Source organism: Streptomyces sp. NPDC031064, from assembly GCF_055570965.1.
Window position 1 is genome coordinate 267758 of sequence record NZ_JBVIGF010000008.1, and the last position, 20708, is coordinate 288465.

Genomic DNA, 20708 nt, shown 5'->3' on the forward strand with positions numbered 1-20708 from the left:
CTGACCTTTCTTCCGGACGGCCCCACAGCGTCTCGGCTGGTCATGTACCGCACAAGGGTTCTACTCGGACCTCTTCACTTCGTCGCCGAATTCCCACGTCAGCATGGCGAATTCTCCATCGTCCACGGCCCCGGCCGAGCGATACGTCGCCAATGCCGGTTCGTTGTCGGTGTCCACCCCGACCCACATGTCGTAGCAGCCCCGCTCACGGGCGACGGCGGCCAGCGCCCCGGTCAGCGCCCGGCCGATGCCACGCCGGCGGAACCGCTCGTCGACGGACAATTCGTACAGGCACATCTCCGTGCCCTTGTCCGGGTGCAGCATCTCGACGCCCGACACCATCCCGGCCGGCACGCCGTCCACATAGGCGATCAGCATCAGGTGGCCGGGCGCCGCGAGGAACCGCTCGGCCCACTCGGCGCGCGCCGGGCCGTCGTAGAGGTGCTCGGCGGCGACGAGCTCGGCGACGGTCGCCGCACGGCGGATCTCCATGGTGTTCGTGTCCTCTCGTGTACCGCGTCCGGTGTACGGCGACGGTAGTGCGTACACCTCAGGAAGGCCCCCGAGTTCCGCCGCAGGGCGCCAGGACGGGCGTGGCATGGCGCTTAGGGTCTAGGCATGGAGACCCGATTCCCCCGCCGCCGGGCGGCCGCGATCGCCGCCGCCGTCGTGCTGCTCGCGGGTGCCGGCACCTGGACCGCCGTCGCGTCGGACGGTGCACCGTCCGTGCACCGCGAGGACACGGTGATGGAGATGCCGGGGGCGAGGATCGACACGTCGTTCTTCACCTCCGGCCAGGGCGACGGCCGCCGCCCCGCCGTGCTCCTCGGGCACGGCTTCGGCGGCAGCAAGGAGGACGTGCGCGCCCAGGCCGAGACGCTGGCGCGGGACGGGTACGCCGTGCTGACCTGGTCCGCGCGCGGCTTCGGCGGCTCGACCGGACGCATCGGGCTCAACGACCCGGACTTCGAGGTCAAGGACGTCTCGCGGCTCATCGACTGGCTCGCGAAACGCCCCGAGGTGCGGCTCGACGGCGACGGCGACCCCAGGGTGGGCGTGTCTGGCTCGTCGTACGGCGGGGCGATCTCGCTGCTGGCGGCGGGGTACGACAAGCGGGTGGACGCGATCGCCCCGCAGATCACGTACTGGAACCTGGCGGACGCGCTCTTCCCGGACGGCGTCTTCAAGAAACTGTGGGCCGGCATCTTCTTCACCACGGGCACGGCGGCCTCGTCCGACCGGCCCGAGGCCCCGGTCCGGCCGCCGGGCGAGGGCGACCAGCCCCCGGGCCGCAACCCGGGCGGTGCCCAGGCGCCGGGCACGGCGGGCGGGACGACCCCTACCGCCGCGCCGGGTGCGGCCGCCTGCGGGCGGTTCCAGGACGCGCTGTGCGCCATGTACGAGCGGGTGGCCGTCGCCGGGAAGCCCGACGCGGCCGCGCGGGCGCTGCTCGCGGCGCGCAGCCCCGCCGCCGTCGGCGACCGCATCAAGGTGCCCGCGCTCATCGTGCAGGGGCAGGCCGACTCCCTCTTCCCGCTGTCCCACGCCGACGCCATGGCCAAGGCCATCCGCGCGGGCGGAGCACCCGTCGCCGTCGACTGGATCGCGGGCGGACACGACGGCGGCGACCGCGAAACCGAGCGCGTCGAGGCACGCATCGGCGCCTGGTTCGACCGGTACCTCAAGGAGGACACCGGCGCCGACACCGGCCCCGCCTTCCGGGTCAGCCGCACCGGCGGCGTGGACTCCACCGACGGCCAGGCCCGACTGCGCGGCGCCACCGCAGACGGCTACCCCGGGCTGCGCAGCGGGACCCGAGACCTCCCGCTCACCGGCCGCCCGCAGACCTTCCGCAACCCCGCCGGGGCCACCCCGCCCGCCATCTCCGCCGTACCCGGGGTCGGCGGCGGGCTGTCGCAACTGTCGTCGCTGGGGGTGGGCCTGTCGCTCGACTTCCCGGGGCAGTTCGCCCGGTTCGAGTCCCAGCCCCTCACCGCGCCGTTGCGCATCACCGGCTCGCCCACCGTCCGCGTCACCGTCACGTCCGGCACCGGAGAGGCGGTCCTGTTCGGCAAGGTGTACGACGTCGGGCCCGACGGGCGCGGGCAGGTCCTGCCCGCCCAGCTCGTCAGCCCCGTCCGCGTCGAGGGCGCGAAGAACGGCAAGACCGTCGAGCTGACGCTGCCCGCCATCGACCACGAGGTGGAGGCCGGGCACCGGCTGCGCCTCGTCCTCGCCGCCACCGACCTCGGCTACGCCACCCCGGCGGCCCCGGCGACGTACACCGTCGGCGTGACCGGCGCCCTGTCCGTGCCGACCGCCCCCGCCGTACGCACCCAGGCCGCCGGCCTGCCCTGGTGGGTGTGGGGCCTCCCGGCCGGCGGCGCCCTGGTCGCCGGAGCCCTGCTGCTCACCGCCCGCCGCCGCACCACCGCCCCCGCACCCGACCCGGCGCTCGCGGGCGTACCGCTCCAGATCACCGGACTGACGAAGAAGTACGCCAAGTCCGCGGACAGGTACGCCGTCCGCGACCTCTCCTTCCGGGTCGAGAAGGGCCAGGTCCTCGGGCTCCTCGGGCCGAACGGCGCCGGCAAGACCACCACCCTGCGCATGCTCATGGGCCTGATCACCCCCGACGACGGTGAGATCCGGGTCTTCGGCCACGCCATCAGGCCCGGCGCACCCGTCCTGTCCCGGGTCGGCGCGTTCGTCGAGGGCGCCGGCTTCCTGCCGCACCTGTCGGGGCGCGACAACCTGGAGCTGTACTGGCGGGCCACCGGCCGCCCCGCCGAGGACGCCCACATCGACGAGGCCCTGGAGATCGCCGGTCTCGGCGACGCCCTGGCCCGGGCCGTGCGCACCTACTCGCAGGGCATGCGGCAACGGCTCGCCATCGCCCAGGCGATGCTCGGCCTGCCGGACCTCCTCATCCTCGACGAACCGACCAACGGACTGGACCCGCCGCAGATCCGCGAGATGCGGGACGTGATGATCCGGTACGCGGCCGGTGGCCGGACCGTCATCGTCTCCAGCCACCTCCTGTCGGAGGTCGAGCAGTCCTGTACGCACCTGGTGGTCATGGACCGTGGTCGGCTCGTCCAGGCGGGCCCGGTCGCCGAGATCACCGGCGCGGGCGACACCCTGCTCGTCACGACCGCCGGTGACGTGCCCGAGCCGCTGCTCGACAAGGTCGGCGCCCTGCCCGGCGTCGGCTCGGTGGCACGGACGGACGGCGGCCTGCTGGTACGGCTGGACGGCGCGACCGCCACCGCCCTGATCACCGAACTCGTCCGGCTGGACGTGCCGGTGACCGGCGTCGGCCCGCACCGCCGCCTTGAGGACGCGTTCCTCACCCTGATCGGAGGAGGACCCGCGTGACGACCACGACCGGCACCCCCGCCGCGCCCGGCTACCGGGCGGGGCGCACGCTGCCGCTGCGCGTCGAAGCCGTACGCCAGTTGAAGCGGCGCCGCACCCTCGTCATGGGCGCGGTGCTGGCCGCCCTGCCCTTCGTGCTGATCGCCGCCTTCGCGATCGGCGGCGGACCGGACGGGCGCGGCAACGACCGGATCACCCTGATGGACACGGCGACCGCGTCGGGCGCCAACTTCGCCGCCACGTGCCTGTTCGTCTCGGCCGGCTTCCTGCTGGTGGTGCCGGTGGCGCTGTTCTGCGGTGACACGGTGGCGTCCGAGGCCAGTTGGTCCTCCCTCCGCTATCTGCTGGCCGCGCCCGTGCCGCGCGCCCGGCTGCTGTGGTCGAAGCTGGCCGTGGCGCTCGCGTTCAGCGCGGCGGCGATGCTGCTGCTGCCGCTGGTCGCCCTGGCGGCGGGCACGGTCGCGTACGGCTGGGGGCCGCTGGAGCTGCCCACGGGCGGCTCCCTCGCCACCGCCGACACGGTGCCGCGCCTGGCGCTGGTCGTGGCGTTCATCTTCGTCTCGCAGTTGGTCACGGCGGGCCTCGCCTTCTGGCTGTCGACCAGGACCGACGCCCCGCTCGGCGCGGTCGGTGGCGCGGTCGGTCTGACGATCATCGGCAATGTGCTGGACGCGGTGACGGCGCTCGGCTCCTGGCGCGACTTCCTGCCCGCGCACTGGCAGTTCGCCTGGGCCGACGCGCTCCAGCCGCAGTTGGAGTGGGGTGGCATGCTCAAGGGCGCGGCGGTGTCCGTGACCTACGCCCTGGTCCTGTTCGCGCTCGCGTTCCGGGGGTTCGCGCGCAAGGACATCGTGTCCTAGGCGGCGGGTCCCGCCTCACAGCCAGCCACGACGGGCCGCTTCCGCTCCCGCACGGAAGCGGCTCGTCGTGCCCAGGGCCGCGAGCAGCTCGCCCACACGCCGGCTGTACGTACGCCCCGATATCCCCAGCCGCGCGGCGGCCGTCTCGTCCGTGAGGCCGGCCAGCAGGGCCTCCAGCACCGGTCGTAGGTGCGTCGGCAACGATCCGGGCGGTGACGGGCGCGCGGTGATCTCCTCGCCCATCTCCCACCAGGCGTGGTGGGCCCGGACGAGGGCCTGCACCACGACCGGGTCCCGGATCAGCAGTAACCCGTTGTAGAGCAGTTCGAGATCGAGGGGGATGGCGGCGACCGTACGGTCCACCACGATCATCTTGAACGGGATGGACTCCGTCAGCCTGGCCCGGCCCGGCAGCCGCGCCGCCCCCGGGGCGTCGGCGGCGGTGACCCTGGAGAGCGCGTGGCGCGGAACGATCTGACGCACCGTACGGACCCGCTCCGTCGCCGTGCGCACACAGGTGCCGGCGAGCTCCAGGAAGGGCGCGGGGATCGACATGCCCAGGCAGGCGGCCGGGTCGTCGAAGGTGAGCACCTCACGGCGGGCGGACTCGGTGAGCGCGGCGAGCGTCGCGCAGATCTGTCTCGTCCCGCGCACGGGCTGCCCGGCCGGCCGCGGTGACTGCGGCGGCACGGCGACCCCCGGTGTCGTGTCTCTTAAAGCCGCTCGACCGAGCACGGAGCCCGGAACGTTCGCCACGGCTGACCACCCCCGCCATCCCCTTGGAACGTACGCAACTCCATGTACGCATGTGACTGCGCACGGTGACAAGAGCAAGTTCAGGGGTTGGCGAGTCCAAGCCAAGCCCTGCGGTTTGTCTCACAGGACTGCCCCGTGTTGCCGCATTGAGACCCATCCGCAACACCTTCGTCTGCTCCTCCAGGGCCCTTTCGACGTCACATTCACAAGTGCCGTACGTCCACCGGGACATGAGGCGACATGGGACATGGGGGGTTCGGATGGCTGTTCACCGACGTAGGAAGGGCTGGGCGGGCCGGGCGCGGACACGCCGGGCGGCGGCCTGGGCGGTCACGGCGGCGCTCGCCGGCGGGCTGCTGCTCGGGGGCTGCTCGGGCGGTACCGGAACCGACCGCACCGCCGCGCGCGACAGCGGCAACCGCGCCCCCGGTGCACCCGCGCCCGGCGTGCCCGCGCCCGCGCCCGGCGCACCGGACGGCGAACAGCGCCCCGGCGCCGACGGTCGGGGCGACGAGGCGCGCGAGGCCCCGCCCGCCGACCACCTGTCCACCTTCGCGCTGGACGTCGACACCGCCTCGTACGGTTACGCCCGCCGCACCCTCGCCGACGGCAGGCTGCCCGCGCCCGACACCGTACGCCCCGAGGAGTTCGTCAACAGCTTCCGCCAGACGTACCCCAAGCCCGACGGCAACGGCTTCTCGGTGACCGTCGACGGCGCCCGCACGGCGTCCGGCGACTGGTCCCTCGTCCGCGTCGGACTGGCCACCCGGCCCTCGGACCGGCACGGCGAACGCCCGCCCGCCGCCCTGACGTTCGTCGTCGACATCTCCGGCTCGATGGCCGAACCGGGCCGCCTGGACCTGGTCAAGGAGTCCCTCGCCGTCCTCACCGACCAGCTACGCGACGACGACTCGATCGCCCTGGTCACCTTCAGCGACGAGGCCGAGACCCGGCTGCCCATGACCCGCCTCGACGGCAACCGCGACCGCGTCCACGACGTGATCGACGCCCTGGAGACCACCTCCTCCACCAACGTGGAGGCGGGCGTGACCACCGGTTACGACACGGCCGTCGAAGGCCACCGCAAGGGCGCCACCAACCGGGTCGTCCTGCTGTCGGACGCGCTCGCCAACACCGGCGCGACCGAGGCCGAGGCCATCCTGGAACGGATCGAGGACGAGCGCCGCGCGTACGGCATCACGCTCTTCGGGGTCGGCGTCGGCAGCGAGTACGGCGACGCGCTGATGGAACAGCTCGCCGACAAGGGCGACGGCCACACCACGTACGTCTCCACCTCCGAGCAGGCCCGCAAGGTCTTCGTCGACCAACTGCCTGCCCACATCGAACTGCGCGCCCGGGACGCCAAGGCACAGGTGGCGTTCGACCCGAAGACGGTGGAGACGTTCCGGCTCATCGGCTACGAGAACCGGGAGGTCGCCGACGACGACTTCCGCGACGACCGGGTGGACGGCGGCGAGGTCGGCCCCGGCCACCAGGTGACCGCGCTGTACGCCGTGAAGACCCGGCCCGGCGCCGCCGGCCGCGGCGGCCACCTGGCCACCGCCACCGTCCGGTGGCTCGACCCCGCCTCGCGCGCCCCGCACGAGCGCTCCGGCTCGCTGGAGTCCGGCGCCCTCGGGGCCCGGCTGTGGGACGAGGGCACCGCGCCGGGCCTCCGGGTCGCCGCCGTGGCCGCGTACTTCGCCGACTCGCTGCGCGGCGGTGAACTGCCGGGCGCGCCGTCCCGGAGCGAACTCGCCGAGCGGGCAGCGGAACTGGCCCGCACGACCGAGTCCAAGGTGGTGGCGCAGCTCGCCGAATCGATCCGCCAGGCCAACGGCCTCCGGGACTGAACCGACCGGCCGCGCGGGGCAGGAGCCCGACTCGAGAACCGGTCGCAAGCACTGCCGCCGTATCGGGCAGGCTGCCATGATGGCCGCATGCCGACGCTGCTGCTCGCCCTCGCGATCATCTCCACCGGCCTGTACGCGGGTTTCATGCTGATTTTCCGGACCGGCATCATGCCCGCGCTCGCCCGGCTCTCCGACGAGCAGTTCGTGACCGTCATGCGGCTCATCAACGCGCAGGTGCCCCGCGCGGTGTTCATGACCGCCTTCGCGGGCGTCGTGGTCTTCCCGGCCCTGGCCCTCGGCGTACCGGTCGAGGGCCGGTCGGACGGCCAGCGGTGGCTGATCGTCGCCGGGCTGGTCTGCGCGGTGCTCAACCACCTGGTCACCATCGGCGGGAACGTGCCGCTCAACAACGCGCTGGCGGCCTCGGAGGGCGGCGCCCCGGGTCCCGCCCGGTCCGCGTTCGAGTCCCGCTGGAACGCCTTCCACCTGCTGCGCACGCTGCTGGTCACGGCGTCCTTCGCCCTGCTGGTCACCGCCTCGCTCACCTGAACGAGTGTGCGCCGTATGCAGTAGGGCAAGTGGCGGGCGGCGCCGTGCCGTGTCCGGATGGTCACGTGACCCTCGGCCGTGAGGGTCACCTTTCGACCGACGAGAAACGGACGACCAATCGTGACCCGCACCCACCGCTGGGCCGCCACGGCCTTCACGTGTCTGGCCCTGACCGGCATAGCCGCCGGCCCCGCCCTCGCCACGGCGCCCGCCGACGGCGCCACCACAGGTCACCCGACCGACGCCGCCTTCCTGCGCGCCTCCCACCAGGGCAACCTGACCGAGATCGCGGCGGGCAAGGACGCTCAGAAGAACGCCACCACCGCCTGTGTGAAGGACGTCGCCAAGGTGCTCGTCCGCGACCACACCAAGCTGGACGCGGACACCAGGGCCCTCGCCGACAAGCAGGGCGTCGACCTGCCCGTCGCGCCCTCGAAGGAGCAGCAGGACACGCTCGCGGCCATCATGGCCAAGGCGGGCACCAAGGCGTACGACACCGCCTGGCTGAACGCCCAGGCCGCCGCCCACGAGAAGACCCTGGCGCGGATCGACAACCAGATCGCCAACGGCAAGAACGCCGAGGTGACCGCCGCCGCCAAGGCCGCCCGCCCGGTCGTCGCCATGCACCTGGACATGGTGCGCGGCGGCGAGTGCCGCGACCACGGGGCCGCCAAGCCGAAGCGGATCCACGCCGGCAACGGCGGCCAGGCCGCCACCTCCCTGGCGGCCGACGTACCGATCGTGCTGGCCGTGCCCGCACTGGCGGTCGGCGGGGTCCTGGTGGCCGGGGGAGCCTTCTGGATGGCGTCCCGCATCCGCCGCAACGACAACCGCTGACGCCGATGGGCGCCTGGCCGGGTGCCGGGCCCGGTCCGGACCGCGTGCTGGTCCGGACCGGGCTCGCCGCGATCGCCACGGCGGTCGTGGCGTACCTCTTCCCGTTCTTCCCGGCCCCCACGCGAGCACCCGACGCGGGCACCCTGCCCGGGCCGGCCGCCGCGCGCCCGACCGCGGCCGGGCGGGCCCCGGCGTACTCCCCGCCCGTCTCCCTGCGCATCCCGGGCCACCTGCGCCCCACACCGGTCGACCCGGTCACCGCCGACGCGGGCGGGGCCATGGCCGTGCCGGAGTCCCCCACGCGGCTGGGCTGGTGGGCACTGGGCGCACCGCCCGGCGCCGCGCACGGCACCGTCCTGCTGGCCGGCCACCTGGACTCGGCCGAGGAGGGCGCGGGCCCCTTCGAGGCCCTCCACGACGTGCCCATGGGCACTCGTGCCCAGGTCACCACGGCGGACGGCGCCCGCCACACGTACAGGATCGTCGCCCGTCGCACGCACGCCAAGAAGGCCCTGCCGCAAGACCTGTTCACGCCCCGGGGGACCGCCCGGCTGGCCCTGGTCACCTGTGCGGGTGACTTCGACCCCGACGCGCACGCGTACGACGAGAACCTGGTGCTCTACGGGGAGCCGGTCCCATAGCACATGAAAAGCCCTTCTGTCTTTATGTTGCTTGGACTCGCCATGTGGGCCCTCGTTGCCGATACGTTTTGCGCCGTGCAGTGGATCACAGTGACGAGGACCGTCGTGAGCGCCCTTCTCATCGCCGCCGCCATCGCGGCGCTCGCCGTGTGCGCGGCCCCCGCCGAGCGGGTGACGACCGTGCGGGCCGGCGCGGTGACGGAGGCGCAGTTGATGTGGTGACTCAGGAGCCGGTCACGCCGTGGTCCAGCAGGAGGCGCCGGAGGGTCTCGGCCTCCGCGTCGGCTTCGAGACTCACGTACAGGGCGACCGCCTGCCGTCCGTAGTGGCGGGCCGGCTCGATGCTGTGCGCGGACAGCGCGGTGCGGGCCAGCCCCGCCAGCGCACGCGCGGAGCCGAGCGGGAACCCGATCCCCCGCGCGACCTCCAGCGCCTGTTCGTAGACCTTCATCGCGGCCCCGAGCCGCCCCGACTCACGCTGGACGTCGGCGACGCCGATCAGGGCACGCTGCCGCTCGTAGGCGTTGCCGATGCCGTCGGCGACCCGCTCCGCCAGGTTGAAGTGGAGCAGGGCCTCGCCGCGGCGGCCGGTCTCCGCGTACGCCGTGCCCATGCTGATCAGGACGTTCGCCTCGCCGAGCGAGTCGCCGCCGGCCCGGTGGCTGTCGAGCGCCCGGCGGTAGCAGGCGAGGGCCTTCTCCGTCTGCCCGGTCGCCTGGTGGACGCCGCCCAGATTGGTGTCCAAAATGGCCAGTTCCTGTCGGCCGCCGCACCTCCGCACCAGGGCGAGTGAGCGTTCGTAGTAGGTGCGGGCCTCCTCGTACCGGCCCTGGAGGCAGTGCAGTTCGCCCATGTTGTTCAGCGCCATGGCCTGGCCCAGCAGCTCGCCCAGCTCCTCGTTGAGGGCGAGGATCTCGCGGAACGCGCGCAGCGCCTCGCCGTAGCGCCCCGCGTAGTACAGCGCCGCCCCCTGCACGTTGAGGCACCGCGCCTCGCCGTGCCGGTCGCCGGCCTGCCGGTACAGCGCCAGCGACCGGTCCAGCAGCCCCATGGCGCTGCCGCCGTCGCCCGCCGCCAAGTGGGCGCGGGCCGCCTGGTGGAGGGCGTCCGCGCAGCCCACGGTGGAGTGGAGCTCCTGGTAGATGGAGAGGGCCTCGGCGGCACAGCGCAGCGCCTCGGCATGGCCCTTCTGGGCCAGGACGTCCGCCCGCTCGGTCAGCGTCATGGCGAGGACCGTCCGGTCGCCGTGCGCGCGGAGGGCGGGCACGGCCGCCGCGTACAGCTCGGCCGCGATGTCCCACGTACCCCACTGTTTCAGCGAGGTGGCCAGGACGTGCGGGAACAGCGCGGCGTGGGCGGGGGCTTCGGCGGCCGCGGTGCGGGCCACTGCCAGCAGGTTGGCGCGTTCGACGGTCAGCCACACCGACGCCTCGTCCGCGTCGGCGAAGTGCGGTGCGGCGGGGGACCGGAGGGCCGGGTGGCCGGCCAGGGGCAGGGCGCGGCGGTGCGGGTGGGCGAGCCGGTCGGCGCGGTGGGCGGCGGTCAGGTAGTAGCCGAGGAGCCGTTCGACGGCGGCCCGGCGGGCGGTTTCCGGATCGGTGCGCGCGCCGGCCTGGAGGCCGAAGGCACGGGCCAGGTCGTGGAGCCGGTAGCGGTCGCGGACCGGCTCTTCGAGCAGGTGGCAGTCGAGCAGCTCCTCCACGCTCCCGCGTACGCGCGCGGTGCCGCCGGCGAGCGCGGTGGCGGCGCGGAGGGTGATGTCGGGGCCGCTGTGCAGCGCCAGGAGGCGGAACAGCTTCTGGGCCGGGGCGCTGAGGGCCGCGTACGAGAGGCGGAACGCCGAGGCGACCGCGTCGTCGAGCTCGTCCAGCGGATCGGCGGCCTGCGCGAGCCGGTCCAGCAGGTGGCGCAGGTCCCAGGAGTCGCGGTGCCGGAAGTGGCTGGCGAGCAACTGCACGGCCAGCGGGTGGCAGCCGCACGCGTCCACGACCCGCCCCAGGGCCGGGACGTCGCCGGCCAGCCGGGCGGCCCCGACGATCCGGGTGAACAGCACCGCCGCCTCCGCCCCCGACAGCACGTCCACGAACAGCGAGGTGGCCCCGGCCAGGCCGACGAGCCGGTTGCGGCTGGTCACGATGGCCCGGCAGGAGGCCGCGCCCGGCAGCAGCGGCCGGACCTGGTCGGCGTCCCGGGCGTTGTCCAGCACCAGCAGCACCCGGTGGCGGGCGGTCCACTGCCGCCACCGCGCCGCCCGCTCGTCGAGGGAGGCGGGCAGCGGCTCCGGCACCCCGGCGGCGTGGAGCAGGACCGACAGCGCCTCGGCGGGCTCGAAGGGCGGCCGGCCGCCGTAGGCGTGCAGGTCCACGTAGAACTGGCCGTCGGGGTAGGCGGTACGCAGCCGGTGGGCGGCGTGCACGGCGAGGGCGGTCTTGCCGACGCCGGGCATGCCGTGCACCACGGTGACGGGCAGGGCGGTGGCGCTGGCGCTGGCGGCGGGGTGTTCGGCGGGGTGTTCGGTCGCCTGTGGGGGAGCGCCGAGCAGGATGCGCAGTTCGGCGGTGCGGCCGGTGAAGTCGGGGGTGTCGCGGGGCAGGTTGTCGCACGGGCCGGGCGTGGGCGGTGGGGCGAGGGCGGTGGCCCCGGGATCAGGGGTCTGCATGAGGGTGCGGTCCTGGTCGAGGATGCGGCGCTGGAGCTCGCGCAGCTCGGCCCCGGGCTCGATGCCCTGGTCCTCCAGGAGGCGCCGGTGGGTGGTCCGGTAGACCTCCAGCGCCTCGTCGTGCCGCCCGCTGCGGTAGAGCGCCAGCATCAGCGAGGCGATCACCTGCTGCGCGAGCGGGTTCTGCGAGGCCAGCTCGTGCAGCTCGCCAAGCAGGTCGGCGTGGAGGCCCGACTCCAGTTCCAGCCGGATCCGTTCCTCCCGTACGCGGCGGTGGTCCTCGACCAGCCGGGCCCGTGCCGAGGCCGCCCACGTCCCGGTGAACTCGGTCAACGGCTCACCCCGCCACAGGGCTTCGGCCGCGTGCAGCAGGCCGACCGCGAGGTCCCGCTCCCCCCGGGCGGCGGCCGCCGCGGCGTCGTTGCGCAGCCGCTGGAAGCGCAGCAGGTCCACGTCCTCCGGGTCGGCGACGCGCAGTTGGTACAGGCGGGAGGAGGGCCGCTCCAGCCTCGCCAGGTCGCCGACCGACCGGCGTAACCGCCCCCGGAGCCGGGACAGGTAGCTGTGCAGGGTGTCCAGGGCCGTCCGGGGCGGGTCACCGTCCCACAGCCGCTCCATCAGCGTGCCCGCCGCCACCGGCTCGCCCCGGGCGTGCACCAGCACGGCCAGCACGCAGCGCTCCTTCACCGAACCCAGCTCGTGCTGCCGCTGGTTCTCCCACAGCTCAAGGGGTCCCAGAGCAAGAAGTTCCACCATCGCCCCCGACGGGTGTGCTTCTTTCACCGCATCCGGCAGCGCTCGTACTTTCGTACGGCACTCAACTTACTGTTTCCCGCGCCGCGAAGGCGATGGCCAGAGGCGCACGGAAGCGCGACCGGCGCACGGCGGCGCCCCCCGTCCCGTCCACGCGGGGTGCAGGATTTCTGCAAGTCGTCCATCCACCCGGCCGGGCACAGCGCAAGTGGCCGCGAACCGTCGCGGCCGGTCGCCGACGGGCCGGGCTGCCGGTCCGTCCGAGGGGGAAGACCGGGGGATCGATTTCGATGAGCGTGACAGTGCCGGAACCGCACTGGCGGCACGTGCCGGTGCGTCTGGACGTCGAGCGCTGGGCCACCCGACAGATCCGCAGGAGGGTCCTCGCGGTGGTGCACACGGTGACCGCGGGGCAGCGGTTGCTGGAAGCGGTGCGCCTGCTGGAGGGCGACTCCAGGGTGCAGGTGTTCTTCACCTCCGCACCCGATGTGTTCAGCCACGGGGTGGCCGACTTCCTGGAGAAGCTCAAAGGGCTGGTCCTGCCGTGGAGCCAGGCCGTACAGACCGAGTTCGACCTCGCGCTGGCCGCGAGCCACGGCAGCCTGCACGAACTGCACGCCCCCGTCATCGTGCTGCCGCACGGTGCCGGGCACAACAAGCTCACCCCGGCCGGGCGGCGCGGCCGGGCGGTGGCGGAGCGGGGGGTGTACGGGCTCAGCCGGCAGCGGCTGATCCGGGACGGCACGGTGGTGCCCGAGGTGATCGTGCTGGCCCACCAGGAGGAGCTGGCCCGCCTCGGCCGGGAGTGCCCCGAGGCGCTGCCCGCCGCCGAGGTCGTCGGAGACCCCTGCTTCGACCGCATCCGGGCGAGCCTGCCCTCCCGGGCGCTGTACCGGGAGGCGCTGCGCACCCGGGCGCGGCAGCGGCTGGTCCTGGTCTGCTCCACCTGGGGTCCCGACTCCCTGCTGGGGCGCGGCTGGGAGCTGCTGGAGCGGCTGGTCACCGAACTGCCCCGGGACGAGTACCGGGTGGCCGCGCTGCTGCACCCGCACGTGTGGAACGCCCACGGCGAATGGCAGATCCGGAGCTGGCTGGCCGGGCTCGGGCGCTCCGGGCTCACGCTGATCAGCCAGTACAGCGACTGGACGGGGGCGCTCGTGGCCGCCGACTACATCGTGGGCGACCACGGCTCGGTGTCCCTGTACGGGGTGATGACCGGCGCGCCCGTGCTGATGGCCGACACCCGGGAGCCGGAGGTGGACCCGGGCTCGCCGCTGGCCGACCTGCGCTCGTTCGCGCACCGGCTGCGCGGCGACCGGCCCCTGCTGCGGCAGTTGGCGCGCAGCTCCGCCACCTACCGCCCGCACCACTACGAGCGGGTCGCGGCGCGGATCACCTCCGAACCGGGGCGGTTCGCCCCCAAGATGCGCGCCCTGATCTACCGGAAGCTGCGGCTGCGGGCGCCGTCCCCGAGGCCGACGACCGAGCCGGCGCGGTTGCCGGAGACGCTGCCCTACGACGAGCCGGGGAGCGTGACGTCATGACGGGGCCCGGCCGGCGGACCCGGGTCGCGCTGCTGCACCCGCACTCCGGGCGCCTGGTGGTGGACGAGCACCTGCGGGTCCGGCTGCCCGCCCCCGACCCGTGGCCCTCCCTCGCGGACGTGCTGTACGCGGCCGGCGGCCTCTACGCGGCCGGCGACGGGCCGGGGGCGGCCGGTGAACTGGCCGGCCGGCATCCCGGCGCCCTGGTGGTCGCCGTGCGCCGGGGGCCGTGCTGCTGGGTGCTGCTCGGTGGCCCCGGCGGGTGCGTACTGCGGCTGCGCGCGGGGGAGTCATGGGCGTCGCTCGCCCATGCCTGGCTGGTGGCCGGGCTGCCCGTCGAGACGCTGGGCGATCACTCCGGTGGACGGTTCGCCGGGGGGACGAGCGTGTCGATCCGGTCCCGTACCGCCCGCGCGCCGTCGCAATCCGCGCGGCCCGCCGCCGCGTACAGACCGAGGGCCTCCCGGTAGTGCTCCAGGGCCCGGTCCGGCCGCCCGCGCCGCTCGGCGAGCCGGGCCAGGCCCTCCAGGGCGCGGGCGGTCTCGTAACCGGCGGCCATGCCGCGCAGGGTGGTCAGCGCCGAGGACAGCCGGCGCTCGGCCTCGTCGAGCCGCCCCTGGCCCAGGAGCGCCCGGCCCAGCAGTGTGGCCGCGCGGGCGGCGTTGTACGGGTCGCCCGCCTCCGACAGCGCCCGGTGCGCCGCCTCGGCGTCGGCGGCCGCCTCGCCGGGCATACCACGGGCGAGGGCGACGTCGGCGAGGTTCAGCCTGGCCAGCGCGCCCGCCCGGTGGTCGCCGCACGCGGGCAGCTCCTCGGCCGCCCGCGCGTACAGCTCCGCCGCCAGGTCGGGCCGGCCGAGCCTCTGGTGGGCGAGGCCCCGGTAGTTGAGCGTGCGGGCGTGACCGAGCGCGTCGCCGCCGGCCCGGAACAGCTCCGCCGCCCGCTCGAACATCTCCAGGGCCCGGCCGTGGGCGCCCAGGCCCAGTTCGCCCATCCCGCCCGAGGTCAGCATCCGGCACGCGGCCTCCGTGTCGCCCAACTCCTCGGCGGCCGCGAGCCCTTCACGGTGGGCCGCCCGCCACTGCTCGTAGAACTTGCGCCGCAGGAACAGCGGCCACAGGGCGTCGGCGAGCTGCCAGGCCACCTCCGGGAAGCCGTCCGGGCGGGCGCGGTGGATCACCGCCATCAGATTGGGCAGCTCCCGCTCCAGCCAGTCCAGCGCCGCCTCCGGGGCCCGCTGGAAGTCGGCCGTCACCACTTGGGGGTCGTGGTCCCGGCGCAGCGTCCGGTGCGCGGGGTCGACCAGCTCCTCGGCGCGGGTGGCGGAGGCCAGGTAGTGGTCGGCGACGCGGCGCAGCGCCGCGGCCCGCTCCGGCGCGGGCTCGTCCTCCTCCGCCTTGGCGGCGGCGTGCAGCCGTACCAGGTCGTGGAAGCGGTACCGCTCCTCGCCCGTGCCGTTGCCGGCGTCCACCAGGAGGTTCGCGTCGTGCAGCGTCTCCAGCAGCTCCGTGGCGTCCGCCCCGAGCGCCGCCGAGGCCGCGGCGGCGCCGAACTCCCGCCCCGGGTGCAGGCCCAACAGCCGGTACAGCCGGGCGGCCCCGGCCGGGAGGCCCTGGTACGACAGGTCCAGCGCCGCCCCCACGTTGTGGTCGCCCTCGATGGCCAACGCCTCCAGCCGGTCGTGTTCCTCGCTCAGCGCGCGCACCATCGTGGTGAGCCGGCGCCGGGGCCGGGACGCCAGCCGCGCCCCGGCGACCCGTACCGCCAGCGGCAGCCCGGCGCACAGCTCGACCAGGACCCGGGCCTCCTCGGGCTGGGCGGCCACCCGGTCGTCGGCGAGCACGGCCGCCAGCAGCTCGACGGCCGCGTCCGGGGTGAGCGGCTCCAGATGCAGCGCGTAGCAGCCGTCGACGGTCAGCCCCGGCATCCGCCAGCGGCTGGTCACCGCCGTCACGCTCCGCCCGCCGGGCAGCAGGGGCCGCACCTGGGCGGCGGTGGCGGCGTCGTCGAGGAGGACCACCAGCCGCCGGCCGGCGGTCAGCGACCGGTACAGCGCCGCGCGTTCGGCCACCGCCGCCGGTACCTGCGCGGCGGGCACCCCGAGCGCCCGCAGGAACCGGCTCAGCACCTCGCCCGGGCTCGCCGGCCCGCCGGGGGACTGGGCGCCCAGGTCGGCGTACAACTGGCCGCCGGGGAAGCGGGTCCGTAAGGAGTGCAGCCAGGCCAGCGCGACGGCGGTCTTGCCCACCCCGCCCAGCCCGCTGACCGCCACCAGCGTCGGGTGCCCCTCCCGCTCGGTCCGCGCCCGGTGCCGCTCCAGGGCCTCCTGCTCGGCCGCCCGGTCGGTGATCCGCACGGACGGCGGCAACTGCCAGGGCCCCCGCGCCGCCGCGTCCCCGTCGCCGGAGCGGATGTGTATCCCCCCGTACACGGCTCCGGCCTGCACGGCGGGGCCGTGCACAGTACCGCTCAGGTCGTTGTGGTCGCTCCGCTCGCTCTCCCGCACCCGTCCCCCTCCGAACGCGCGAGTACCGCTGCCTGCCGACATCCTTTCCGTACAGGCAATCGATATCCGCCGCCCGGCATATGAGGCGCGTTCACGTCACCGCCGTGGCGCGCGGGCGGGCCCCGCCGGGGGTGCTCCAGGTTCGCGTTCCCATCACACGGGCTAATCAACGGGCGCTGGGGCAGCGGCTGTTACCTCCGTATCGTTTTTGAAGGTAACCGCTACGAAGGAGGAACCTTCCGATGAGCCCCCTCGCCTCGCGCCACTACTTCGAGACCCAGCTCCAGCTCACCGAGGACCCGCTGGCGGTCGCCGCCCGCCTCGCGGACTCCGGTCTGCACGAGTCGTACGTCATCTACGAGAACGGCGGGAGCTGGTCCTACGCGGGTGGCGTGCGCGCCGAGCTGACGCTGGACCGCACCGGCGCCCGGCTGACGCAGGAGGACGTCCCCGACGCCTTCCGCCCCTGGAACGACCGGCCGCTGCACCTGGTGTCCGAGCTGCTCGACACCGTCGCCGTGCCGTACTGGCGGGCCTACGGCTGGGCCGCCTTCGAGCTGTCGTACGCCAAGGACGGCAACCTGGACGGCATCGGCCCCGGCCGCCTGATGCACCTCGTCGTGCCCCGCGCCGAGGTCCGCTTCGAGGCCGGGCACGCCCTGCTGCGCGCCGCCGACCAGGCCGCCCTTGACGCCCTGCTCGCCACCGTCGCCAGCGCCTCCCCGGCCGTCGACGGGCAGCCCCGGCCGCTGGACGTGCACGCCACCGGCGGCGACCGCTACCGGGAGGCGGTACGGCTCGCCGTCGACGAGATCAACGCCGGCGAACTGCACAAGGTCATCCTGTCCCGGGTCGTCGAGGTCGACGGCGAGGTCGACCTGACCCGCACCTACGTGGCCGGGCGCCGGGGCAACAACCCGGCCCGCTCCTTCATGCTCAACCTGGGCGGCACCGAGGCCATCGGCTTCAGCCCCGAGATCGTCGTCCAGGTCACCGCCGACGGCAGGGTCGTCAGCCAGCCGCTGGCCGGCACCCGCGCCCTCACCGGGGACGCCGTCGTCGACGAGAACCTGCGGGCCGACCTGTTCGGCTCCCCCAAGGAGGTCTACGAGCACGCCATCTCCGTCAAGGTCGGCGCCGACGAGCTGCACGACGTCTGCGTCGAAGGCTCGGTCGAGGTCCCGGAGTTCATGGCGATCCGCGAGCGCGGCAGCGTCCAGCACCTCGCCTCCCAGGTCGCCGGCCGGCTCGCCCCCGGCCGGGAGGCGTGGGACGCCTTCGGCGCGGTCTTCCCCGCCGTCACCGCGTCCGGGGTGCCCAAGGCGGCCGCGTACGACTCCATACGCCGCCACGAGCCGGAGCCCCGCGGCCTGTACAGCGGCGCCGTCCTGACCGTCGACCACACCGGCGCCATGGACGCGGCCCTGGTGCTGCGCAGCGCCTACCGCCGGGACGGGCGCACCTGGCTGCGGGCCGGTGCCGGGATCGTCGGGCACTCCACGCCGGAGCGCGAGTTCGAGGAGACCTGCGAGAAGCTCGACAGCGTCGCCCGGTTCCTCGTCCCGGCCGGGGCGGGCGGTGCCCGATGAGGGTGACCGCCGCTCTCCACCTCGCGGGCATCGGGAGCTGGCTGCCCGAGGAGGTCACCACCGCCGACGCGGTGGCCCGCGGCTGGTACGAGGAGGCCGACCGCACGGCGTCCGGGATGCTGGCCGTGCGGGTCGCCGGGCAGCTCCCGGCCCCCGACATGGCGGTACGCGCCGCCGGCACCGCCCTCCGCCGGGCCGGCCGCACCGGGCTCACCCGGGACGACTACGGCGCCCTGCTGCACTGCGCCACCTACCACCAGGGCCCCGATGGCTGGTCCGCACCGCACTACGTCCTCCACCGCACCCTGGACCGGCCCATCGGCGCCGCCCAGGTCGGCCCCGGCTGCCTCGGCATGCTCACCGCCCTGGAGATGGCCGCACACCGGCTCTCCTCCGACGGCGACGAGGACGCCGTACTGATCACCGCGGCCGACAACTTCTCCGCCCCCCTGGTGGACCGCTGGCGCTCCTCCCGGCTCTTCCTCCTCGGCGACGGCGGTGCGGCCGCCGTGCTGTCACGCCGCGAGGGCTTCGCCCGGCTGCTGTCGGTGGGCGCGGTCTCCGCCCCCGCGATGGAGGAGCTGCACCGGGGCGGGGAGGAGCTCTTCCCGCCCGGCATCACCGTCGGCCGCTCCCTCAACTTCGAGGAGCGCAGCGAGTACTGGCGCCGCCAGTGGGCCCGGGGGGCGGCGCCACCGAAGACGCACCTCGGCGACGTGGTCGCCCGGGCCGTCGGCCGCGCCCTCGACGAGGCGGACACCGGCCTGGAGAAGGTGGCCAGGATCTGCCACACCGGGTACGCCGACGGCGCCCTGCACACCATCTACCTCGATCCGCTGGACGTCGAAGCCGCCGACGGGACCTGGGAGTTCACCCGGCACATCGGGCACGTCGGCGCCGCCGACCCGTTCATCGGACTCGAACGCCTGTGGACCAGGGGCGAGGTCGCCCCCGGGGACCGCGTGCTGCTGCTCGCCGCCGGCCCCGGCATGGAGGTCGCCTGCGCGGTCGTGGAGATCACCGCGCCCTATCTGCCCGGCACCGCACGACAGGAGGAAGACCTGTGATGCTCGAAGGACGCACCCCCTGGCCGGCCGCCACGGCCGAGCGCTACCGGCGGGAGGGGCTGTGGAACGGCACCGACCTCGGGTCGCTGCCCCGCGCCTGGGCCGACCGGTACGGCGACGCCACCGCGCTGGTCGCCGGTGAGCGCCGGATCGGCTTCACCGAACTGGCCGCCCGGGTGGACCGGCTGGCCGCCGGGTTCGTCCGCCAGGGCGTCGAGCGGGGTGACCGGATCGTCCTCCAGCTCCCCAACGTGCCCGAGTTCGTGGAGGTGGCGTTCGCCCTGTTCCGGGCCGGGGCCAAGCCGGTGTTCTCGCTCGCCTCGCACCGGAGGAACGAGATCCGGCACCTGATCGAGCTGTCCGGAGCCTCCGGCTACGTCGTCCCCGGCGTCTTCCGGGGCTTCGACCACACCGCGCTCGCCCTGGAGATGGCGGCCGAACTGCCCGCGCTGCGGCGCATCTTCGTGCAGGGCGCGAGCGGCGGTCCCGGAGTCGTGGGGCTGGACTCGCTCGGCGACGCCGATCCGGTGGAGCTGCCCGCCAACGACCCCTTTGACGTGGCGTTCTTCCTGCTCTCCGGGGGGACGACCGCGCTGCCGAAGCTCATCCCGCGCACCCATGACGACTACGCGTACCAGACCCGTACGGTGGCCGCCCTCGCCGGCCTGACCCCCGACGACGTCTACCTGGCCGCGCTGCCGGTGGAGTTCAACTTCACCTGGGGCTGCCCCGGTGTGATCGGCACGCTGTCGGCCGGCGGCACCGTGGTGCTCGCCCCGGACCCCACGGCCGACGACTGCTTCCGGCTGATCGAGCGGGAGCGGGTCACGCTGACGTCCGTGGTGCCGACCGTGGCCAGGCTCTGGCTGGACGAGCGCGAGTGGTCCGACGCGGACCTGTCCAGCCTGGAGGTGCTCCAGATCGGCGGCGCCCGGCTCGAACCGGAGCTCGCCGCCCGCATCACCCCCGAGCTGGGCTGCCGGCTCCAGCAGGTGTTCGGCATGGCGGAGGGGCTGCTGACGATGTCCCGGCCGGACGACGACCCGCACTCCCTCCTGCACACCCAGGGGCGGCCCGTGTCACCGGCCGACGAGGTGAAGATCGTCGACGAGCGCGGGGCGGAGCTGCCGGCCGGGGTCACCGGAGAGCTGCTCACCCGGGGCCCGTACACCCTGCGCGGCTACTACCGCGCCCCCGAGCACAACGCCAGGGCGTTCACCGACGACGGCTTCTACCGCACGGGCGACCTCGCCAGCCTCACCCCGGAGGGCCGCCTGATCGTCCGGGGGCGGCTCAAGGACGTCGTCATCCGGGGCGGCGACAAGATCGCGGCCGGCGAGGTGGAGGCCCACCTCGTCACCTGCCCGGGTGTCGCCGCGGCGGCCGTGGTGCCGGTGCCCGACGAGTTCCTCGGCGAGCGGATCTACGCCTTCCTCGTCGCCCGCGACGAGGCACCCCCGGCACTCGCCGAACTCAAGGCCGCGCTCCACGCGCGCGGGCTCGCCGACTACAAACTCCCGGACCGCGCCGAATACGTCGCCGCCCTGCCGCTCACCCCGCTCGGAAAGGTCGACAAGAAGGCCCTGACAGCGGCGGCCGCCGACCCGGCGCGGCCACGCGACTGGCTCACACCGGCCGTCTCCGTCCCGCCCCTCTCCGTCCCGTCCGCACCCGTCCCGTCCGCACCCGTCCCGTACCCACAGAAGGGGTGATCCG

General features: G+C 74.5%; 16 protein-coding genes. 12 read left to right on the forward strand and 4 right to left on the reverse strand.

Annotation, left to right across the window (positions count from 1 at the left end; all coding sequences use genetic code 11):
• Window positions 1-60: 60 nt before the first annotated feature.
• Window positions 61-492, reverse strand: coding sequence for a GNAT family N-acetyltransferase (locus ACZ46W_RS27920; protein WP_468342989.1), 432 nt, complete (start codon window positions 490-492; stop codon window positions 61-63).
• A 126-nt stretch (window positions 493-618) separates the two neighbouring features.
• On the opposite strand from ACZ46W_RS27920, the gene ACZ46W_RS27925 reads away from it, so the two are divergent.
• The gene (locus ACZ46W_RS27925; protein WP_468342992.1) at window positions 619-3378 is read left to right on the forward strand and encodes an alpha/beta fold hydrolase; all 2760 of its coding nucleotides are present in this window, start codon (window positions 619-621) and stop codon (window positions 3376-3378) included.
• Window positions 3375-4238 (forward strand): ABC transporter permease, encoded by an 864-nt coding sequence (locus ACZ46W_RS27930; protein WP_468342995.1) that lies wholly within the window; start codon window positions 3375-3377, stop codon window positions 4236-4238. Before ACZ46W_RS27925 ends, ACZ46W_RS27930 begins: the two co-directional genes overlap by 4 nt.
• A gap of 15 nt (window positions 4239-4253) precedes the next feature.
• On the opposite strand, the gene ACZ46W_RS27935 is transcribed toward ACZ46W_RS27930, so the two are convergent.
• Complete coding sequence (locus ACZ46W_RS27935) at window positions 4254-4892, reverse strand: helix-turn-helix transcriptional regulator (protein ID WP_468342998.1); 639 nt, start codon at window positions 4890-4892, stop codon at window positions 4254-4256.
• 362 nt (window positions 4893-5254) lie between these two features.
• Here ACZ46W_RS27935 and ACZ46W_RS27940 point away from each other — a divergent pair, with 362 nt between their 5' ends.
• From ACZ46W_RS27940 to ACZ46W_RS27960, 5 genes are all read left to right on the forward strand, one after another.
• Complete coding sequence (locus ACZ46W_RS27940; RefSeq protein ID WP_468343001.1) at window positions 5255-6847, forward strand: vWA domain-containing protein; 1593 nt, start codon at window positions 5255-5257, stop codon at window positions 6845-6847.
• Window positions 6848-6934: 87 nt separating this feature from the next.
• Complete coding sequence (locus ACZ46W_RS27945) at window positions 6935-7396, forward strand: anthrone oxygenase family protein (RefSeq protein WP_468343004.1); 462 nt, start codon at window positions 6935-6937, stop codon at window positions 7394-7396.
• A gap of 120 nt (window positions 7397-7516) precedes the next feature.
• A complete protein-coding gene (locus tag ACZ46W_RS27950; RefSeq protein ID WP_468343007.1) occupies window positions 7517-8233 on the forward strand; it encodes a DUF4142 domain-containing protein in 717 nt (238 codons plus the stop codon).
• A gap of 5 nt (window positions 8234-8238) precedes the next feature.
• Entirely contained in the window at window positions 8239-8874 is a 636-nt protein-coding gene (locus ACZ46W_RS27955; RefSeq protein ID WP_468343010.1) for a class F sortase, read from the forward strand.
• 75 nt (window positions 8875-8949) lie between these two features.
• Entirely contained in the window at window positions 8950-9096 is a 147-nt protein-coding gene (locus ACZ46W_RS27960; RefSeq protein ID WP_468343013.1) for a hypothetical protein, read from the forward strand.
• Between the two features lies 1 nt (window position 9097).
• On the opposite strand, the gene ACZ46W_RS27965 is transcribed toward ACZ46W_RS27960, so the two are convergent.
• On the reverse strand, window positions 9098-12289 hold the full coding sequence (locus ACZ46W_RS27965; protein WP_468343016.1) for an AfsR/SARP family transcriptional regulator: 3192 nt from the start codon (window positions 12287-12289) through the stop codon (window positions 9098-9100).
• Window positions 12290-12576: 287 nt separating this feature from the next.
• Between ACZ46W_RS27965 and ACZ46W_RS27970 the strand changes: the two genes are divergently transcribed.
• Both ACZ46W_RS27970 and ACZ46W_RS27975 read left to right on the forward strand, forming a co-directional pair.
• Window positions 12577-13830, forward strand: a complete 1254-nt coding sequence (locus tag ACZ46W_RS27970; RefSeq protein WP_468343019.1) for a hypothetical protein — start codon at window positions 12577-12579, stop codon at window positions 13828-13830.
• Window positions 13827-14300, forward strand: coding sequence for a transcriptional regulator (locus ACZ46W_RS27975; RefSeq protein ID WP_468343022.1), 474 nt, complete (start codon window positions 13827-13829; stop codon window positions 14298-14300). Before ACZ46W_RS27970 ends, ACZ46W_RS27975 begins: the two co-directional genes overlap by 4 nt.
• Here the strand turns inward: ACZ46W_RS27975 and ACZ46W_RS27980 are convergent.
• A complete protein-coding gene (locus tag ACZ46W_RS27980) occupies window positions 14183-16336 on the reverse strand; it encodes an ATP-binding protein (protein WP_468343025.1) in 2154 nt (717 codons plus the stop codon). The two genes, ACZ46W_RS27975 and ACZ46W_RS27980, sit on opposite strands and share 118 nt — an antisense overlap.
• A gap of 242 nt (window positions 16337-16578) precedes the next feature.
• Between ACZ46W_RS27980 and ACZ46W_RS27985 the strand changes: the two genes are divergently transcribed.
• From ACZ46W_RS27985 to ACZ46W_RS27995, 3 genes are read left to right on the forward strand one after another with little or no spacing between them, the layout of a single operon-like run.
• Window positions 16579-17925 carry a salicylate synthase gene (locus ACZ46W_RS27985; RefSeq protein ID WP_468343028.1) on the forward strand — a complete coding sequence of 449 codons (1347 nt, stop codon included), beginning with the start codon at window positions 16579-16581 and terminating at the stop codon, window positions 17923-17925.
• Window positions 17926-17927: 2 nt separating this feature from the next.
• Window positions 17928-18992 carry a ketoacyl-ACP synthase III family protein gene (locus ACZ46W_RS27990; protein ID WP_468343031.1) on the forward strand — a complete coding sequence of 355 codons (1065 nt, stop codon included), beginning with the start codon at window positions 17928-17930 and terminating at the stop codon, window positions 18990-18992.
• Window positions 18992-20704 carry a (2,3-dihydroxybenzoyl)adenylate synthase gene (locus ACZ46W_RS27995; RefSeq protein ID WP_468343034.1) on the forward strand — a complete coding sequence of 571 codons (1713 nt, stop codon included), beginning with the start codon at window positions 18992-18994 and terminating at the stop codon, window positions 20702-20704. Before ACZ46W_RS27990 ends, ACZ46W_RS27995 begins: the two co-directional genes overlap by 1 nt.
• Window positions 20705-20708 lie beyond the last annotated feature (4 nt).

Bases quoted from the DNA above. Each gene is read 5' to 3' on its own strand.
- ACZ46W_RS27965 (WP_468343016.1), bottom strand. From the start codon at position 12,289: ATGGTGGAACTTCTTGCTCTGGGACCCCTTGAGCTGTGGGAGAACCAG.
- ACZ46W_RS27925 (WP_468342992.1), top strand. From the start codon at position 619: ATGGAGACCCGATTCCCCCGCCGCCGGGCGGCCGCGATCGCCGCCGCC.
- ACZ46W_RS27970 (WP_468343019.1), top strand. From the start codon at position 12,577: ATGAGCGTGACAGTGCCGGAACCGCACTGGCGGCACGTGCCGGTGCGT.
- ACZ46W_RS27995 (WP_468343034.1), top strand. From the start codon at position 18,992: ATGCTCGAAGGACGCACCCCCTGGCCGGCCGCCACGGCCGAGCGCTAC.
- ACZ46W_RS27985 (WP_468343028.1), top strand. From the start codon at position 16,579: ATGAGCCCCCTCGCCTCGCGCCACTACTTCGAGACCCAGCTCCAGCTC.
- ACZ46W_RS27940 (WP_468343001.1), top strand. From the start codon at position 5,255: ATGGCTGTTCACCGACGTAGGAAGGGCTGGGCGGGCCGGGCGCGGACA.
- ACZ46W_RS27955 (WP_468343010.1), top strand. From the start codon at position 8,239: ATGGGCGCCTGGCCGGGTGCCGGGCCCGGTCCGGACCGCGTGCTGGTC.
- ACZ46W_RS27920 (WP_468342989.1), bottom strand. From the start codon at position 492: ATGGAGATCCGCCGTGCGGCGACCGTCGCCGAGCTCGTCGCCGCCGAG.
- ACZ46W_RS27975 (WP_468343022.1), top strand. From the start codon at position 13,827: ATGACGGGGCCCGGCCGGCGGACCCGGGTCGCGCTGCTGCACCCGCAC.
- ACZ46W_RS27945 (WP_468343004.1), top strand. From the start codon at position 6,935: ATGCCGACGCTGCTGCTCGCCCTCGCGATCATCTCCACCGGCCTGTAC.